General features: G+C 38.2%; 11 protein-coding genes and 1 pseudogene. 5 read left to right on the forward strand and 7 right to left on the reverse strand.

Annotated features, from left to right (window positions below):
- Positions 1-439: 439 nt before the first annotated feature.
- Positions 440-1,801 carry an IS4 family transposase gene (locus tag NST97_RS02020; protein ID WP_328101957.1) on the reverse strand — a complete coding sequence of 454 codons (1,362 nt, stop codon included), beginning with the start codon at positions 1,799-1,801 and terminating at the stop codon, positions 440-442.
- 953 nt (positions 1,802-2,754) lie between these two features.
- On the opposite strand from NST97_RS02020, the gene NST97_RS02025 reads away from it, so the two are divergent.
- Positions 2,755-3,558, forward strand: coding sequence for a DNA-methyltransferase (locus tag NST97_RS02025; protein ID WP_341342864.1), 804 nt, complete (start codon positions 2,755-2,757; stop codon positions 3,556-3,558).
- 88 nt (positions 3,559-3,646) lie between these two features.
- Here the strand turns inward: NST97_RS02025 and NST97_RS02030 are convergent, their stop codons facing one another.
- Genes NST97_RS02030 through NST97_RS02050 form a run of 5 tightly spaced genes read right to left on the reverse strand, consistent with a single transcriptional unit; the run spans position 3,647 to position 7,818 of the window.
- Positions 3,647-4,873, reverse strand: coding sequence for an ABC transporter permease (locus NST97_RS02030; RefSeq protein ID WP_341342865.1), 1,227 nt, complete (start codon positions 4,871-4,873; stop codon positions 3,647-3,649).
- A complete protein-coding gene (locus tag NST97_RS02035; protein WP_341342866.1) occupies positions 4,866-5,801 on the reverse strand; it encodes an ABC transporter ATP-binding protein in 936 nt (311 codons plus the stop codon). Before NST97_RS02035 ends, NST97_RS02030 begins: the two co-directional genes overlap by 8 nt.
- 2 nt (positions 5,802-5,803) lie before the next feature.
- Positions 5,804-6,679, reverse strand: coding sequence for an ABC transporter ATP-binding protein (locus NST97_RS02040; RefSeq protein ID WP_341342867.1), 876 nt, complete (start codon positions 6,677-6,679; stop codon positions 5,804-5,806).
- Positions 6,679-7,077, reverse strand: a complete 399-nt coding sequence (locus tag NST97_RS02045) for a GntR family transcriptional regulator (RefSeq protein WP_341342868.1) — start codon at positions 7,075-7,077, stop codon at positions 6,679-6,681. The genes NST97_RS02040 and NST97_RS02045 overlap by 1 nt, the downstream gene beginning before the upstream one ends.
- A 15-nt stretch (positions 7,078-7,092) precedes the next feature.
- The gene (locus NST97_RS02050; RefSeq protein ID WP_341342869.1) at positions 7,093-7,818 is read right to left on the reverse strand and encodes a hypothetical protein; all 726 of its coding nucleotides are present in this window, start codon (positions 7,816-7,818) and stop codon (positions 7,093-7,095) included.
- Positions 7,819-8,250: 432 nt separating this feature from the next.
- On the opposite strand from NST97_RS02050, the gene NST97_RS02055 reads away from it, so the two are divergent.
- Positions 8,251-9,438: a glycosyl hydrolase family 18 protein gene (locus NST97_RS02055; protein WP_130157876.1), complete on the forward strand. Its 1,188-nt coding sequence runs from the start codon at positions 8,251-8,253 to the stop codon at positions 9,436-9,438.
- Between the two features lie 400 nt (positions 9,439-9,838).
- Positions 9,839-10,711 (forward strand): AraC family transcriptional regulator, encoded by an 873-nt coding sequence (locus tag NST97_RS02060; RefSeq protein ID WP_341342870.1) that lies wholly within the window; start codon positions 9,839-9,841, stop codon positions 10,709-10,711.
- 146 nt (positions 10,712-10,857) lie between these two features.
- On the opposite strand, the pseudogene NST97_RS02065 reads toward NST97_RS02060, so the two are convergent.
- A pseudogene (locus tag NST97_RS02065) lies at positions 10,858-11,529 on the reverse strand (IS3 family transposase); the annotation flags it as partial.
- A 283-nt stretch (positions 11,530-11,812) separates the two neighbouring features.
- On the opposite strand from NST97_RS02065, the gene NST97_RS02070 reads away from it, so the two are divergent.
- Together NST97_RS02070 and NST97_RS02075 are read left to right on the forward strand one after the other, a co-directional pair.
- Positions 11,813-13,873, forward strand: a complete 2,061-nt coding sequence (locus tag NST97_RS02070; protein ID WP_341342871.1) for a thioredoxin domain-containing protein — start codon at positions 11,813-11,815, stop codon at positions 13,871-13,873.
- A gap of 669 nt (positions 13,874-14,542) precedes the next feature.
- Complete coding sequence (locus NST97_RS02075) at positions 14,543-16,048, forward strand: 4-hydroxyphenylacetate 3-hydroxylase family protein (RefSeq protein ID WP_341342872.1); 1,506 nt, start codon at positions 14,543-14,545, stop codon at positions 16,046-16,048.
- The last annotated feature ends 17 nt before the right edge of the window (positions 16,049-16,065 follow it).

The raw sequence follows: 16,065 nt of genomic DNA on the forward strand, positions 1-16,065 counted from the left end.
CCTGCAGAATTCATTATTGGAATTCTACAGGCTTTTATCATTTGAAGAGGCTCTCACATCGGTATATTCAACCCTGGAAATAAATTAGGAGAAGCTACAGCCAAAAGAAAGGTTTTAGTAGAAATATATAGGGAAGCTAAAACACCAACGATTGCAACAAGCTGTTTCGTGGACTAAATCTTTCATCAAACCTCCTTAACAAAACTTACGTTGATTTCCAGCTGCTTTTCGTCAAAAACAAACAGCAAAATGAAATTTTATATTCCGCAATACTGGTCCATATAATTGCTACCAAATAGCCAAAAATGCCATGATGACCATTTTAATCTCCTTCACCATCTACACAGGCAATCATATTAGAACATTTTTTATGTATTTTTACTTATCAAATTTGTATTTGATTATTTACAAGTAATAATAAGGGGTATAACTAATATACTCAACTTTCGCACACAGAAATATTTAAGCATTGCTTGATATAATTAGGTATAGTGGCCAACCATTTATTCATTTGATTTTTAAAGATGTCCATGTTCAAAGAAACCTCGGCTTCCGCCAAAGTTTGGAAAAGGTCAATAAGTGATTGAAGGGCAGTAATAAAATCTATGTCTTTTACATCTTCGCAAAGGATGTAAAAAAGGTTGCCAATCGTCTTAGGATCCTCCTCTTTTCGCATTTGCCAAGCAATGAGAATATATCGTGTAAAAACAATGGTTGTATGGCTAATTAACATGTCGTAGGAACGTCCCTGGAATTCTTTCTCTAAATTTAAAAGGGATTTATTGCATTTGAAGAAGACTTCAATGTCCCAACGCATGCCGTAAATACGAATGATCTCTTCATTTTCTAATGTTGTATCTGTGCTGAGAATGGCAAGCCATTCGCTCCGTTTATTACGGTTTCGTACAAATAGAATTTTTACTGGAATTCCATTGTCTAAAGTAGCATAAACGGATCCGAGAATGTCTTTTTTACCCATGTGAGGTTTTGCCAATTTGTAAAGTTGATTCAGTGTGAAACGTTCACCATTGTAAACGTATCGCTGCTTTAATTGCTTCACCATGCCAATGACAAATAACCCTTTGTTCGTAATCTTCTCAATTAAAGGCGCTTGTGTAAACCAGGAATCCATGAGAACATAGTCAGCTATAATCCCTTTTTCAAGCGCATGATCAAGTAAAGCTGAAGCCACGTCCGGTTTTGATTTCAGAGCTTCCTGGCGACGCTTATAGCCAGATGTTCGTTTATCAATATTGGTATTGATTTCTTGCAGGCGATTTTCCTTTTTCGGTGAACTTAGAAGAGCAAAATCAACGGGAATAAAAGTAAAACTATCGGTCCAGCCAAGGGTAAGCATTTGAAACCCTTTCAAGTACTGATGGGTAGAGTGATCAAAAACCTTAGCCAACAGTTCAACCGACTTACTACGGTTTCTTGAAAAGACAGAATCATCAATCACAAAAGCTGTGACACGATCTTTTGAAGTTAATGGTTGAAGCAGACGGATCATTTCACTGCTTAATGAAAGCAGAAACTTTCTCCAATGATAGGTTGGTGTATTTAAAAAGCGATAGACTGTATCCTTTCCGGGCAGATCCTGAGATCGTTTACTCATAAAAGCACGAAACCAGTTCTTATATTGGAAGACTAAAAGAAAAATCAGTTTGAAAACAGTAAGACAAGAATACCCGGAAAGTTTCGTAATATTCGCTTTTCTTAAATGATATCCAATATTTAATTCGGAAAATCCTTGTTTAATTTCTTTTGGTAATTGCGCAAAGTAGTCTTTATTCGTTATCATAGTGGTGACACCTTTCTTTTGGATTTGGTTTCGTCACCAATATTTTACCAAAAGAATAGGTGTCTTTCTTTATGTTTTAAAAAATGTCAAATGATAATTTTGTACTTCCCAAAACCATTTACATCAAGCATTTAAACAAGATTTTGGACTGCGAAAGCTGAGTAATATATAAAAAGAAAATTTTTAACAGCGCTCATTACGTTTGTTATTTCTACTTTTATCATAGCGATTTTATTTCGCCAGTAGCATGTCTTTCTGACCAACAAACAGGATCTTCTTTTCACAATCTTCTCATGATATCTCATCTGTAAGCTTTGGGGTGTTCTTTTATGGACTACCCATATCGATAGCAATTGCTTTCATTACCAAAAGGTTTTTCGCATTTGCTTTACATATAATCTTCGGAATATTGCCTGCTATTGTATTATGGTTTTTGCAGTTTTTTCTTTAGCTATTTCCGTTATTTTTTTTTCTTCGTTGACGAAGTCATTAAATATGGAATAAATAGGGGCTTAATGGTTGAATCCTCATGAAACAGAATGAAACACCGGGAAAGTTATTCTTCAGTTTAGGACTGTAGCCAATTGAGCAACATACATCTGAAAGTGAGTGCTGAAAATGTTTCAAAATAACAAAAAAACCTGAGAGCTTTGGAGTGCATGATAAATACCTTGGCTGTAGGTTGGAAAACTTTGATTGGACGAGCAAACTGGACAGAGATCAAGAAGGAAATAACGTCCCCAGAGGATTATGCGGAGAAGGTCATAAGCATAATCAGATAATCTGCACGCGATAACGCCCAAATACGAAAATTAAAATAAATAGGCAAGACAACAATCCACTGAAAGTCGCTGCGCCAAATGCTAGATACGAGCTAAATCGGTTGAGAATGTACGTTCTTCTATAGTATGATAAAATAGTTATCTCGTTTATTTTTAAAAGGGTGTTTGGATATGGACACAGAAACTGCATCTGTGAGAACGTTTAAATATGGAAACAATCTCGAAGTAAAAATTGAACTAAATGATTGCATATCCTTTTTAAATTCTTTAAAAGATGAAAGCATCGACTTGATTGTAACAGACCCTGCTTATTCTGGAATGAATAACAAGCTGAAGCTCGGGAAGGGCAGAATCGTCGGTGAATATAAGCAAAAGGGAACGGAAAATGGGAAATGGTTTGCGGAATTTGAAGACAGTGAAGAAAACTATCATCTCTTTTTACAAGAGTGCAAGAGGGTGCTGAAAAAAGATACAGGGCACATTTACATCATGTTTGATTCTTTTTCTTTATTAAGCTTAGGGCATTTAATGAGAGAGTACTTTGACGTAAAAAACATCATCACTTGGGATAAAATCAATATGGGAATGGGGCATTATTTTAGAAGAAGGCACGAATATATTATTTTTGCTACGAACGGAAACAACCGCAAAATTAGAAACCGGTCTTTTCCGGATGTATGGAGGTTTAAACGAATTCACCATTCGAAATATCCGACGCAAAAACCGGTTGAGCTGTTCCAAGCGATGATTTATGCAAGTGCCGAAGAGGGATTTACGGTTTGCGACCCGTTTTTAGGGAGCGGATCGTCAGCTATTGCAGCCATAAAAAACAACTGCCGCTTTTTAGGATGCGATATCGCAAGCAATGCTTTTACAGCCAATGTAGAAAGAATTCATCACTATCTTAAAACAAAAGAAGACATCTATCAGCCCAAGCCTTGCCATATCGAAGGCGAACCGGTATTTTGGGAATAAAGACTGATCATAACTACGCAGCTTGCAAATGTTATTCATCTTCACCAAACCATAAAAAATCGGCGTTTAGCCGATTTTTTTATTTTGATCATTGTCTGATCCAAGTCCATATTTCTTTTGGCGTGGCATTTTTTCCGTACATTAAGATGCCGACTTTAAATATTTTTCCAGCTAGTTTCATAAAGATCCAAACACTTATTATTAAGATTGCAAGTGATATGACAATTTCCGCCCATGGCCATTCCTCTAATATCGCCAAACGAAGAATCAAAACAGCGGGTGATGTGAATGGAAGATAGGTGCCGATTTGCGCCCATAGCCCGCTTGGATCTGTCAGCACAGGTCCGACAAAAACAAATGACAAAAATGGCAGCAGGATAACTAATCCTTGAAAGTTGCCGGCGGTATATATATCTGCCATTGTGGCGCCGATGCCGACAAAAATTGACGAAAACAGCAAGTAGCCTAAAAGGGCAATCCCGATGAAAAGAAAAAGATGAGGAACGAACAAATAGTGAAATATCGGAACATCAATTTTCCATAAAACGATTGGAATGATAAAAATGAAAAATACAACAACTTGTAACATTCCTAATAGGAAATAACCAATAATTTTACCTTGCATGAGGTCTTTTGGCGTGACCGATGAAAGAATGATTTCCGCAATTTTATCTTTCTTTTCCTGCGAGGCGCTTTGAAAAATCATCATGCCGCTAAAAACAATGGATAGTAAAATGATGCTGGCAAAGGCCCCTGGTACAATGCGTTCTAAAATTTTTTCCGTTTCTCTTCCTCCGCCTTCAGTTTTTGAGATTTCACTAACGGTCGATTGTTCAAAGACGATTCCTTTCGAAATGGCTGCTAATTGATTTTTCGATAAACCAAGCTGCTCCAACTGCAAAGCTTTTAACGGCTCTGCCAGCAGCTGAATTTGATTGGCAAACATCGGGCTAATCACATCGCTTGTGTAAACAGGGACAACGCCATCCGTTAATGACTGTTCACCGATAAACAAATAGGCTGTATTCTCTCTATTTTTTAGCAAATCTTCTATCTTATCTTCCGCGATGCCAGTTTTCTGAAGCTTGAATGGAAGGTTGTGAAGCTGTACTGCTTCCTGCAAGGCTGGCAAAATATTCAGCTTATCATTGACATAAACAGTTGTTACACTTTGATCCTCATCTGAATTGGCAAGATTTCCGAGCAGGAAAAAAGCTAAAAAGAGAATAGGCGTTATAAACAAGCTGATGATAAATGATTTGTTTTTTAAATTCCGCTTTATTTCCCATTTTGCTATTTTTATAGTATTACTCATAATTTTCACCAGCTTCCTGTAATAAATTTTGATCTGTGGCAACATCAATAAAGATTTCATGCAGGGAAATGCGGTCAAGCGATAATTCTTGAATTATCATATATTCCGGAAGGTTTTTTAACCATTTGGCAGGTTGAATGTCTTTTGTTAAATAAAGAGTTGATACATCTTCATTTTGTTCTATTCGTTGAACACCAGAAATTTGTTCTAGTACGGCGCGGTCATTTTTTCCGCGGATGACACATTTGAAATTCGCATATGTTTTCTTTACTTCCTCTATCGATCCATAAACCACCTTGTGGCCGCGATGGATCATAAATAATCTGTCACACATCTCTTCTACTATATTCATTTGATGGGAAGATAGAAGAATCGCTGTGCCGTTATTAGCTAAGCTTCTTATTTCTTTTTTAAATAACTCCTGGCTCACAGGGTCTAATCCGGAAAACGGTTCGTCTAAGATGAGCAGTTCAGGCTCATGCAGGATCGAAGCGATAAACTGTACTTTTTGTCCCATTCCTTTTGATAGTTCATCAATTGATGACTGTTCTTTTCCTTCTAAGCCAAATTTTTTTAAATAGACTTTAGCCCGCTCTTTTGCTTTTTTTAATGGGTAGTTTTTTAAATCTGCTAAATAAAGGAGAATATCCATTACTTTGACATTTTTATATAAACCGCGTTCTTCCGGCAAATAGCCAATTTTATGGCGCGGGATTATATTTTTTTGGCTATTGTGGAATGTAATGCTTCCTTCATCTGGATACATAATCCCCATAATGTTTCGAATGATCGTTGATTTTCCAGCCCCGTTCGGTCCTAATACCGCCATAATTTCCCCTTTTTTCACTTCAAACGATATATTTTGGATAATCGGCTGATGTTTGAATGATTTTCCTAATTTTTCGACTGTTAAAACCGTTTCGTTCATATTTATGTTCCTTTCTGATAAATTGGTTGATTGAGCATAATCGTGATAATCTCTTCCAACTCTAACGATTCTGCTTTGATCCAATCGTATTGATGCTCTATTAAATACTGTTCTGTATTTTCTTGTTGTTGAGTGATGACAATTTGCTTTCCTTTTCTTCCAACTTCACCCGGTATCGGTTTATTTGGCAGAGGCCGCTGCAAAAAGTAACGTTTATATCTGCTGGCTAATTCTTCTTTTTCAAATTTTCCAAGCAATTGTCCGTTTTTCAGTACAATTAGATAATCAGCAAGCTTTCGAATATCATCTGTTTGATGGCTGGCAATGATCATCAGCTTTTCGCTTCTTTCCATCCATTCTACGAGAATATCCATCAGCATTTGTTTTGAAGGGATATCCATATGAGCGGTTGGTTCATCAAGAATCAAAATGTCGGTATCGCAGGCTAAAGTTAAGGCGATGCTTAATTTCTTTTGAACACCTTGTGATAAATTTCGATATAGTTTTCTTAAAGGGATATCGAACATTTGTACAAGCTGGTCGAAATATTTCTGATCCCATGTTGAATACCAATGGGAAGTGAGCTTCATCAATTCCAATCCGGTAAAGGAATTGCATCCAATCAATGTCTGCGGCAGGTACGAGATGTGCTGCTTCCAGCTTTCATCACGATTTTGTATTGATTGACCAAATAAGCGGATCTGCCCCTCATCTTTTTTCGCAAGATTCATCAGCATTTTCATTAGTGTACTTTTACCAGCTCCGTTTTTCCCAATGAGTGCATGAATCGTTCCAGGCTCAAATGAAAGATCAATTGGCCCTAATTGAAAATCATCGATCGTTTTTCTTAACTGCATGATTTCTAACCAAGGCTGCATTAAGAACCCTCCTTTTCTCGCAATTCAACCATTACTTGTTGAAAGATTTGCTCAATCTCTGCAAACGTATAGTCATGGCGGAGCGCCGTTTGTACCGCGGTTTGAATAGCTTTGTACACCGTTTCTGTCTTTACTTTTTCTTTTTTAGTATCGTCTATGTCAGCTACAAACGTTCCTTTCCCTTGTGTTGTCTGGATAAACCCTTCATATTCAAGATTTTGGTAGGCTCGTCTAGTCGTAATCACACTAATTTCAAGGTCTTTTGAAAGGGTGCGGATCGAAGGCAGCGGCGAACCAGCAGGAAGCTGACCGCTTGCAATCAGCGCTTTAATTTGTTCTTCCAATTGATAATAAATAGGCTCCGGAGAATCTTTTGCAATCTGAATAGGAAGCTCCATTCAACTTCCTCCTTCTTAAAATAAATAATCCATTTTTTCAATTTTTTTGGACATATATTTTTGCGAGTAGAGCACGCCTATAGCAGCGAAAAAAACTGACGCAATAATACTTACTAGAGGCCATTTTTCAGCGATGAGCATCGTCAAGGGCACAAAGCCGTTTCCATATAAAATGTTAAATATCGTAAAGATAAACATGAATCCAAAGAATAAAGCGAATATATAAAGGGCAAACCTCACCGTCGAAAGCCGGTAGCCGACATCACTAGCTGGAAACGAAGCTCCTAAATGAATGCCGATACCAATCCAAATCATGATAAATGCGAAATATTCCTTTAAGTCCAACGCTGCTCTAAGATCAGGGGAAAACGCATAAGTAAGAATGGATACCCCTAAATAGTAAGGAACGGCAAAAGCGAAAAAAATAATAAATCTGCTCTTAATGAGCACATCCTTTTGGATCGGCAGCTGCCTAAGTGTAATAAAAAAAGGGGATGCCCAAAAGTCGCCGCCTATTTTTTGATGATTAAATTCTTTCGGTTTGATCCATGCAGTTCCAAAACCAAATACAATAAAGAAAAAAATATCTAGCATAACGGTGCTTCTTTCCATATTTTTCGGAATGACAGTGGCGAAAAACATCGAAAACATGATGGCCATCAAGGCAAGCAATACAAAACCTAATTTCAATTTTTTTAATTCAAACTTTGCTAGCCAAAACGCTTCCTTCCAATCGTTCATATTGATCTCCTCCAAGTGAACTGTTTTACTGTATATATCTATATACACACTATATAACATTTTGTTAAATTTGACCAGTCTTTTTTGAAAAAATGTATGGATAGGCATCAACAACATTCGTTCTAAAAATTTTGAAGTAACTCCAAACGGTATGTAGAAGGACTACAAAAAAATTGCAACTTCTGGAGCTCAGGATGTAAATAAAAAAATTCGAAGCAGCTGATGAAAAAAATGTACGGAGAAACACGCAGCAAAATGGAACTGTAAAAAAGGTCGACCGCAGATGAAAAATTTCTATGTATTTTGCGACAGTCTTTTTTTAAATACTTTTTCTAGCGCATGTTTGCTGAATCTATGGACAGAAGTGAAAAACTCGGGAATATTCATCCTCTTGTGTAGGAAGTATAAGAAAAAACAAGAGGAGATGTTGTGATGAGAAAATTTGTCATTTTGCTCTGCCTTTCACTCGCTCTTTCTGGATGCGGAAATGGAAATGATAAAAAGCAGGGCGCTTCTTATGATCAACAGCAAGGAACGACAACTCAGAATGAAGGAGATAGCTCGCTCATTAGGATACAGCATAGCCAATCTCCAGCAAAACGAATACAAAAGGTAAAGCCTGATCAGACGGCCCGCGACAAAAGACCTATTAACTCAATTGGATTTCTTGAGCCGATCACTCCGCAGCAATCCGTTTCTGACTTAAAAGGTGTCAGCCAGCATTTATCATATGTAGCTTTTTTCAGTTACCGAGTGAACGCCGATGGAAGTCTTGTTCCAATTGAAGACAGTGAAGCACTCGCAGCTGCTAAAAAATCCGGTGCGATTCCGATGATGGTCATCACCAATTTTACAGAAGGAAATTTTTCACCGGATATTGCTCATCGGATCTTTACAGATAAAACAGCCTCTAAAAGTTTGATCAATGGCGTTATTCAGACGATGAAAGCAAAAGGATATAAAGCTTTAAATATCGACTTTGAACATATTCGGGAAAAGGATCGTGAGCTGTATAACGGCTTTCTCGAAACGATTTTGCCGCAGGTTCGCAAAGCCGGCTTTACGGTTTCAACTGCATTGGCCCCAAAAACGAGCGATGAACAAAGAGGACCATGGCACGGAGCCCATGATTATAAGAGACATGGAGAGTTAGCAGATTTTGTTATTTTGATGACGTATGAATGGGGATGGTCCGGCGGTCCGCCAATGGCGGTGTCACCGATTCCGCAAGTTCGCAAAGTACTGGATTATGCCGTTTCCGTCATTCCGCGAAACAAAATTGTGATGGGCGCCCCTTTGTATGGGTACGATTGGACTTTACCATACAAAAAAGGCGGTAAATTTGCCAAACGAATCGCTCCGGCGGAAGCAGCAGACCTAGCGGCGAAAGAAGGAGTTGAAATTCAGTATGACAACGAGGCGCAGGCACCTTGGTTTCGCTACACCGATGATCAAAACAAAACACATGAGGTCTGGTTTGAAAATGAACAAAGCATGCAGGCAAAGTTTAATCTCGTAAAAGAATACGGACTGAATGGAGTGGCATATTGGGTGCTTGGCGAGCCTTTCCCTCAAAATTGGACTTTGCTTGAAGAGGAGTTTATTATTCAAAGACACTAAGCGGAGAAAAATGGCATTAGCCCGCAACATTCTGAAAGAAGAAGGCGTCAACTGCTTGCATATCAAAATCGAAGGTATACAAAATCAGTAGAGAAAAACAGCTCGTTTTTCTCTACTTGATTTATTTTAGGGACTTGTTCGAAAACCGTTTATGAAAATTGAGCCGTTTTTTTGCTTATTTATGATAATGATCATTTCACCAAATACTAAACAAACATATTGCTTTCATTATTTACCTGATCTATTTCACTTGTTCCATCATAAAACCGTTTTTATTCATAAACTGAGCAGGTTGCGCAAAAATGCACATGATCATATCACCACCCTGCATAATTGTGCACAAAATATCGTGTAGATCCATTCAGCTCCTGCTATTCTTGTAATCAAGGGAGGTCATATAATGGATTTGCTTAAGAACATGAACAGAGCCATACAGTATATTGAAGAAAACCTTACACATGATATTGACTTTAAAGAGGTGGCAAAAATCGCTTGCTGTTCCGAATATCATTTTAAAAGGATGTTTTCTTTTCTTGCAGGTATTACACTATCAGAATACATCCGCCGCAGACGCCTGACTCTTGCAGCATTTGAACTTAAAGATAGCAGCGTAAAGGTCATCGACATTGCGATAAAATATGGGTACAACTCACCAGATTCTTTTGCAAGAGCTTTTCAAAACTTGCATGGTATAACACCGTCAGAAGCCAGAAATCGTGGTCATTTATTGAAAGCTTATCCACGAATGACCTTCCAGTTAACAATTAAGGGAGGAAATGAAATGAACTATCGAATTGTAGAAAAAGAGGCATTTCGTATTGTTGGTATTAAAAAAAGAGTTCCGATCATTTTCAAAGGAATTAATCCGGAAATTGCCTCGATGTGGAAAAGCTTAGATGATGAAAAGATCAATAAACTTAAAATACTTTCGAATGTCGAGCCTTTAGGCCTGATTCAAGCATCCACGAACTTTTCTGAAGGCAGAATGGAGGAAAAAGGGGAGCTTGATCACTATATTGGCGTAGCAACAACTAAGGAATGTCCAGCTGAATTTACACAACTTGTAGTTCCTGCCTCAACATGGGCAGTATTCGAAGCAATCGGACCATTTCCTGATACACTGCAGGATGTATGGGGACGCATTTATTCTGAATGGTTTCCAACCTCAAACTATGAACAAATAGAAGGTCCAGAAATCTTATCAATCGGAAGCAAAGATTTAACTTCCCCGACTGTAAAATGTGAAATTTGGATTCCGGTACTGAAAAAGTAAAAAAAGCATTAGATATCTCTTTTTGTAATTAATTCCTAATAATGGTATATTAATTTTCAAGTGTTTATAGTTTAAAAAATATGAAGGGGCTGTCTAATAATGAACTGCCCTCTGTCAAGTAGACAGTAGAAATAATAAAAATATACCTAAGCGGCTTTAGCTCTATATTTCATGGGGCTAAAGCCGTTTAATCTTTTTTGATACCTTTCATAATTATAAAAGCGGATGTACTCATCCATCGCAAGAGCTAATTCTTCAAATGTCTGATACTTATGTAAATAATACTTCTCGCATTTAAAGCGTTCCCCAAAAAGATTCCATTGGCCCATTATCAATACATCTGCCTACTCTTGACATACTTTGTGTCATCCCTGCTTGGTCTATCCTACGTTTAAAACCATGAGAGGTATATTGGAACCCACGGTCACTATGAATAAGTGGATGCTCTCCATTTAAAAGTGCGGTGGCCTGATCCAATGTTTTGAATACAAGATGATGATTGGAATGTCCTAAAACATAGCTCACAATTGATCCATCATATAGATCGAGAATAGCACTTAAATAGGATTTCTTTGATGCACCATATTTTAATTCTGTGACATCAGCTACCCATTTTTCATTTGGCTTTTCCGCTGTGAATTCACGATTCAATATATTTTCTGCAACATGCTGAGGGGTAGAACGCTTATAAGATTTCTTCTTTTTTTCGAATAACAGATTGTATACCGGCAACTTTCATCAATCTATAAATTTGTTCGTTTATGATTGAAGTTCTGACCAAGCTTTCGATTTATATTCAACGTCATTCGACGGTAACCTATAAGTGGTTAAAACGTTCGCCTTCCTCCCGAGAACTTCAGAATGAAGAAATCGTAAAAGAGATGAAAGTTCGTGAAATACCGAATCCAATAAAAGGAACTATATATTAAAGCAGGTTATATGCAGCAGGAGATCGAATAGTTAATAACGGTATCCTATTTTATTAAGCAGATCGCAGACTTCCATTTCAAAAATGACATGATCCTTTAAGCGAATTTTTTTACTTGAATTTAGGGCAAGGCAATTATGAAAATAAAAATTCATGAGAAAAGAAGGTGTCGTATGTCAACGAACAATAAACCTAACCGATTAATCACTGAAAAGTCTCCGTACTTGCTTCAGCATGCTTATAATCCTGTTGACTGGTATCCATGGGGATCAGAAGCTTTTGAAAAAGCAAAAAAAGAAAACAAACCTTTGCTTGTCAGCATCGGCTATTCAACTTGTCACTGGTGCCATGTCATGGCTCATGAAAGCTTTGAAGATGAAGAAGTTGCAAAGATATTAAATGAACGGTTTGTCGCTATAAAAGTAGATCGTGAGGAGCGACCAGATATTGATTCCATATATATGAGGGTATGCCAGATTCTCACGGGGCAAGGCGGATGGCCGCTCAATGTATTTATCACACCGGATCAAAAACCTTTTTATGCAGGCACTTATTTTCCTAAGCAAAGCCGTTTTGGCCGTCCGGGATTTATCGATGTGTTGCAGCAGCTTTCGGAAATTTATCAAAAAGAGCATGAAAAAATTGAAAAGACAGCAGCACGCATAACGGAAGTTTTAAATAAAAATGCCAGTCGAAATAAGAAAGGTGAGCTGAAGCAAAGCGTTCTTCATGAAACGTTTCATCAGCTTTCAAGCAATTTTGACACAATTTATGGAGGGTTTGGTCAGGCACCAAAGTTCCCCATTCCTCACATGCTCATGTTTTTAATGAAATATCACGAATGGACTAAACATGAAAATGCTCTTTATTTTGTGAATAAAACGCTTGTGCAAATGGCAAAGGGAGGGATTTGGGATCATATCGGCTTCGGATTTGCCAGATATTCGACAGATGCCATGTGGCTTGTTCCGCATTTTGAAAAAATGCTGTACGATAATGCCCTTTTGCTTTATACATTCTCCGAGGCCTATCAAGTGACCCAAAACCCTCAATTTAAAACAATTGCAGAACAAATCATTGAATTTGTCCGACGGGACATGCGGAATGAATCAGGGGCTTTTTATTCTGCCATTGATGCAGATTCTGAGGGGGAGGAAGGGAAATTTTACGTATGGACAAAACAGGAAGTGGTAGAGATTCTCGGGCAGGAATTAGGCGAACAGTTTTGTCATATTTACGATATAACTGAAGAAGGGAACTTTGAAGGAAAAAATATCCCGAATCTTATTCATACGAATGAAGAAAAAGCGGCAATTACCTATCAAATGGGGCTGGAAGAGCTGAAAGAGCAATTGGAGCAGGCGAGACAAAAGCTTTTTGAAAAACGAATTGAAAGACCGTTTCCACATGTTGATGATAAAGTGCTGACCGCGTGGAATGCTCTCATGATTGCTGCACTAGCAAAAGCAGGAGCTGTTTTTGATCAGGAAGCATATATCGAAATGGCAAAAAAGGCGCTGAATTTTATTGAAAATCATTTAATTGTAGACGGAAGAGTTATGGTGCGCTATCGCGATGGCGAAGTAAAACAACAGGCGTTCATTGATGATTATGCATACCTTCTTTGGGCCTATATCGAAATGTATGAAGCGACATTTGATTTAACTTATTTGCATAAAGGAAAACAGCTTGCTGATAAAATGATTGATCTTTTTTGGGATCAAGAAAATGGCGGATTTTTCTTCACAGGTCATGACAGTGAAGCAATGCTTGTCAAGGAGAAGGAAATTTATGATGGTGCGCTCCCTTCAGGAAACAGCGTTGCGGCCTTCGCGCTTTTGAAATTGAGCAGGCTGACCGGCAATTTGGATTTACACGAAAGCGTTCAGCAAATGTATTCTATTTTTAAAGAAGAAGTGGAGCAATACCCAAGCGGTCATACGTTTTTCTTGCAAAGCCTTTTGATGGAACAGCTGCCGCAAAAAGAGGTTGTCATTATTGGTCCGAAAGATTGCAGCAAAAGGAAAAGATTATTGAATCGTATTCAACAGGCGTATACAATGGAACTTTCAGTGTTAGTTGCTGAAGATCCAAATCAATTTGCACAAATTGCGGAATTTGCGAAAAATTATCGCATGATCAATAATGAAACAACTATTTATATATGTGAAAACTTTGCCTGCCAACAGCCGACAACAGATGTAGAGGAAGTTATAAATACATTGAACTTATAATGAAAATGTACGATACTATTATCCCCAACAGGCAGGCAGTAAAAAACGATGCATTTAATACGATGCTTTGAAAAAGTCTGCCTCGGACTGGGGTTTTTATGTGAAAGGACAATCCTGAAAACGGGGAGTCGTTCGTTTGCAGTTTAAAGAGCACTTTCTGATCGGTGACTTGATCCGATTGCTGACGATTCGGCTTCTGACAGCGCAGAAGAAACGCTGATCTTATCGGCGGTGCCGCAAACATGTTGGAATAAAGAGCAATGCCCAGATAGCACAAGGGATTAAGAAAGTTCACATTGTTAGGTCATTGAAAGATCAGCGGGAAATGTGATTACAACATTTCAGTACATTAGACAGGGATATGTAAGAGCGTTATATGATAAAAAAAGATTGGAGACTATTCACCGGAAGCGATCGAAGCCAAGATATGTATGAATATTATTTGAGAAGACTGTCTCACGCTCAAATCGCCAGCTTGTTGCCATTTTGACGCAATGCTGGTGTTTGGCAATGAGGCAGTCTTTTTTGTGTATTTTCAACAACAATTGTTTAGTTTTCAATGATTTTTAAACAAACGCTGTCATTGTCTGAAAATTCAAATCAATTATATGATAGAACCGTAGAGGAAATACAAGTTCATTATATTTTCATTTAGGAAGGTGATAAAAGATGATGAATGGTAAGGAATATTTAGAAAGTTTAAGAGATAACAGGGTTGTTTATTTAAATGGAGAAAAGATTGATGATGTTACAACACATTCTGCATACGAAAACTCTGCTCGCTCCATAGCAAGAATGTATGATGCTCTTCATGATGAACAGATGGGAAAAATTTTAACGACGACTACTGAAGAAGGCTATCAAACTCACAAATTTTTTAAAGAACCAAAAAATGCTCAAGATCTTTTAGAAGCAAGAGATGCGATTGCACAATGGGCCAAGCTGAGCTATGGCTTTATGGGGCGCACCCCTGATTATAAAGCTTCTTTCACAGCACATTTGAAAGCGTTTGCGGATTATTACGAAGGTTTTGAGGACAATGCGCGAAATTGGTACAAAAAAACAACAAAAGAAGTTCCGTTTATTAACCATACGATTATTAATCCGCAGGTCGACCGTTCAAAACCTCTTCATGAAAATAAAGATGTTTATGTTCGCGCTGTAAAAGAGCGGGATGACGGTATTATTGTAAACGGTGCCAAAATGGTGGGAACGGCAGCTGCACTAACTCATTATAACTTCGTCTCTAACTATGGAGCTCAAGATTTAGGAGATGGTGATCAAAGCCATGCACTCGTCTTCTTTGTACCGATGAATGCGCCTGGCGTAAAAATGATCAGCCGTCAATCGTATGAACAAATCGCAAAAACATTAGGTTCTCCGTTTGATTATCCGCTTTCCAGCCGTTTTGATGAAAACGATGCAGTCATTGTATTAGATAATGTATTTATTCCTTGGGAGAACGTACTTGCCTACAAAAATGTAAACGTAGTAAACGGGTTTTTTGTTGAAACGGGATTTGTAAACCGCTTTACATTCCAAGGTTGTACGCGTTTTGCCGTCAAGCTTGACTTTATGGTCGGCTTATTAATGAAAGCGACAGAGGCGGCAGGTACGAAGCAGTTTCGTGGGGTTCAGGCAAATATCGGTGAGGTTATTGCCCTTCGCAATATGTTTTGGGCTCTTTCTACCGCAATGGCAGCCAATTGTGAAACGAAAAATGGCGTTGCACTTCCGAACCTTCAGTACGGCGCTGCTTACCGTGTGCTCGCTCCAATGGTATGGCCGCGCGTCAAACAAATTTTTGAACAAATCGTTGCGGGGGGCCTCATTCAATTGCCTTCCAGTGCCAGCGACTTTTTAAATCCGGAGCTGCGACCGTATCTCGATCGTTATTATCGCGGTTCAGGCATTGATGCAAAAGAGCGGGTGAAATTGATGAAAATGATTTGGGATGCGATCGGAACGGAATTTGGCGGACGTCATGAGCTTTATGAAATCAACTATGCGGGCAACCATGAGAACATTCGTCTAGAGACGTTAAAAATTGCTGATGTAACTGGAGATTCCGACCGATTTAAAGAGTTTGTCGATTCCGCTTTGGATGATTACGATCTAAACGGTTGGCTCAATGATACTTGGGTATCTCCACAAAAAGAACTTGTGCAGAAATAAAAAGAAAGGAGTTGGTG

The organism is Aeribacillus sp. FSL K6-1305, assembly GCF_038050115.1.
GTDB lineage: Bacteria > Bacillota > Bacilli > Bacillales > Aeribacillaceae > Aeribacillus > Aeribacillus composti.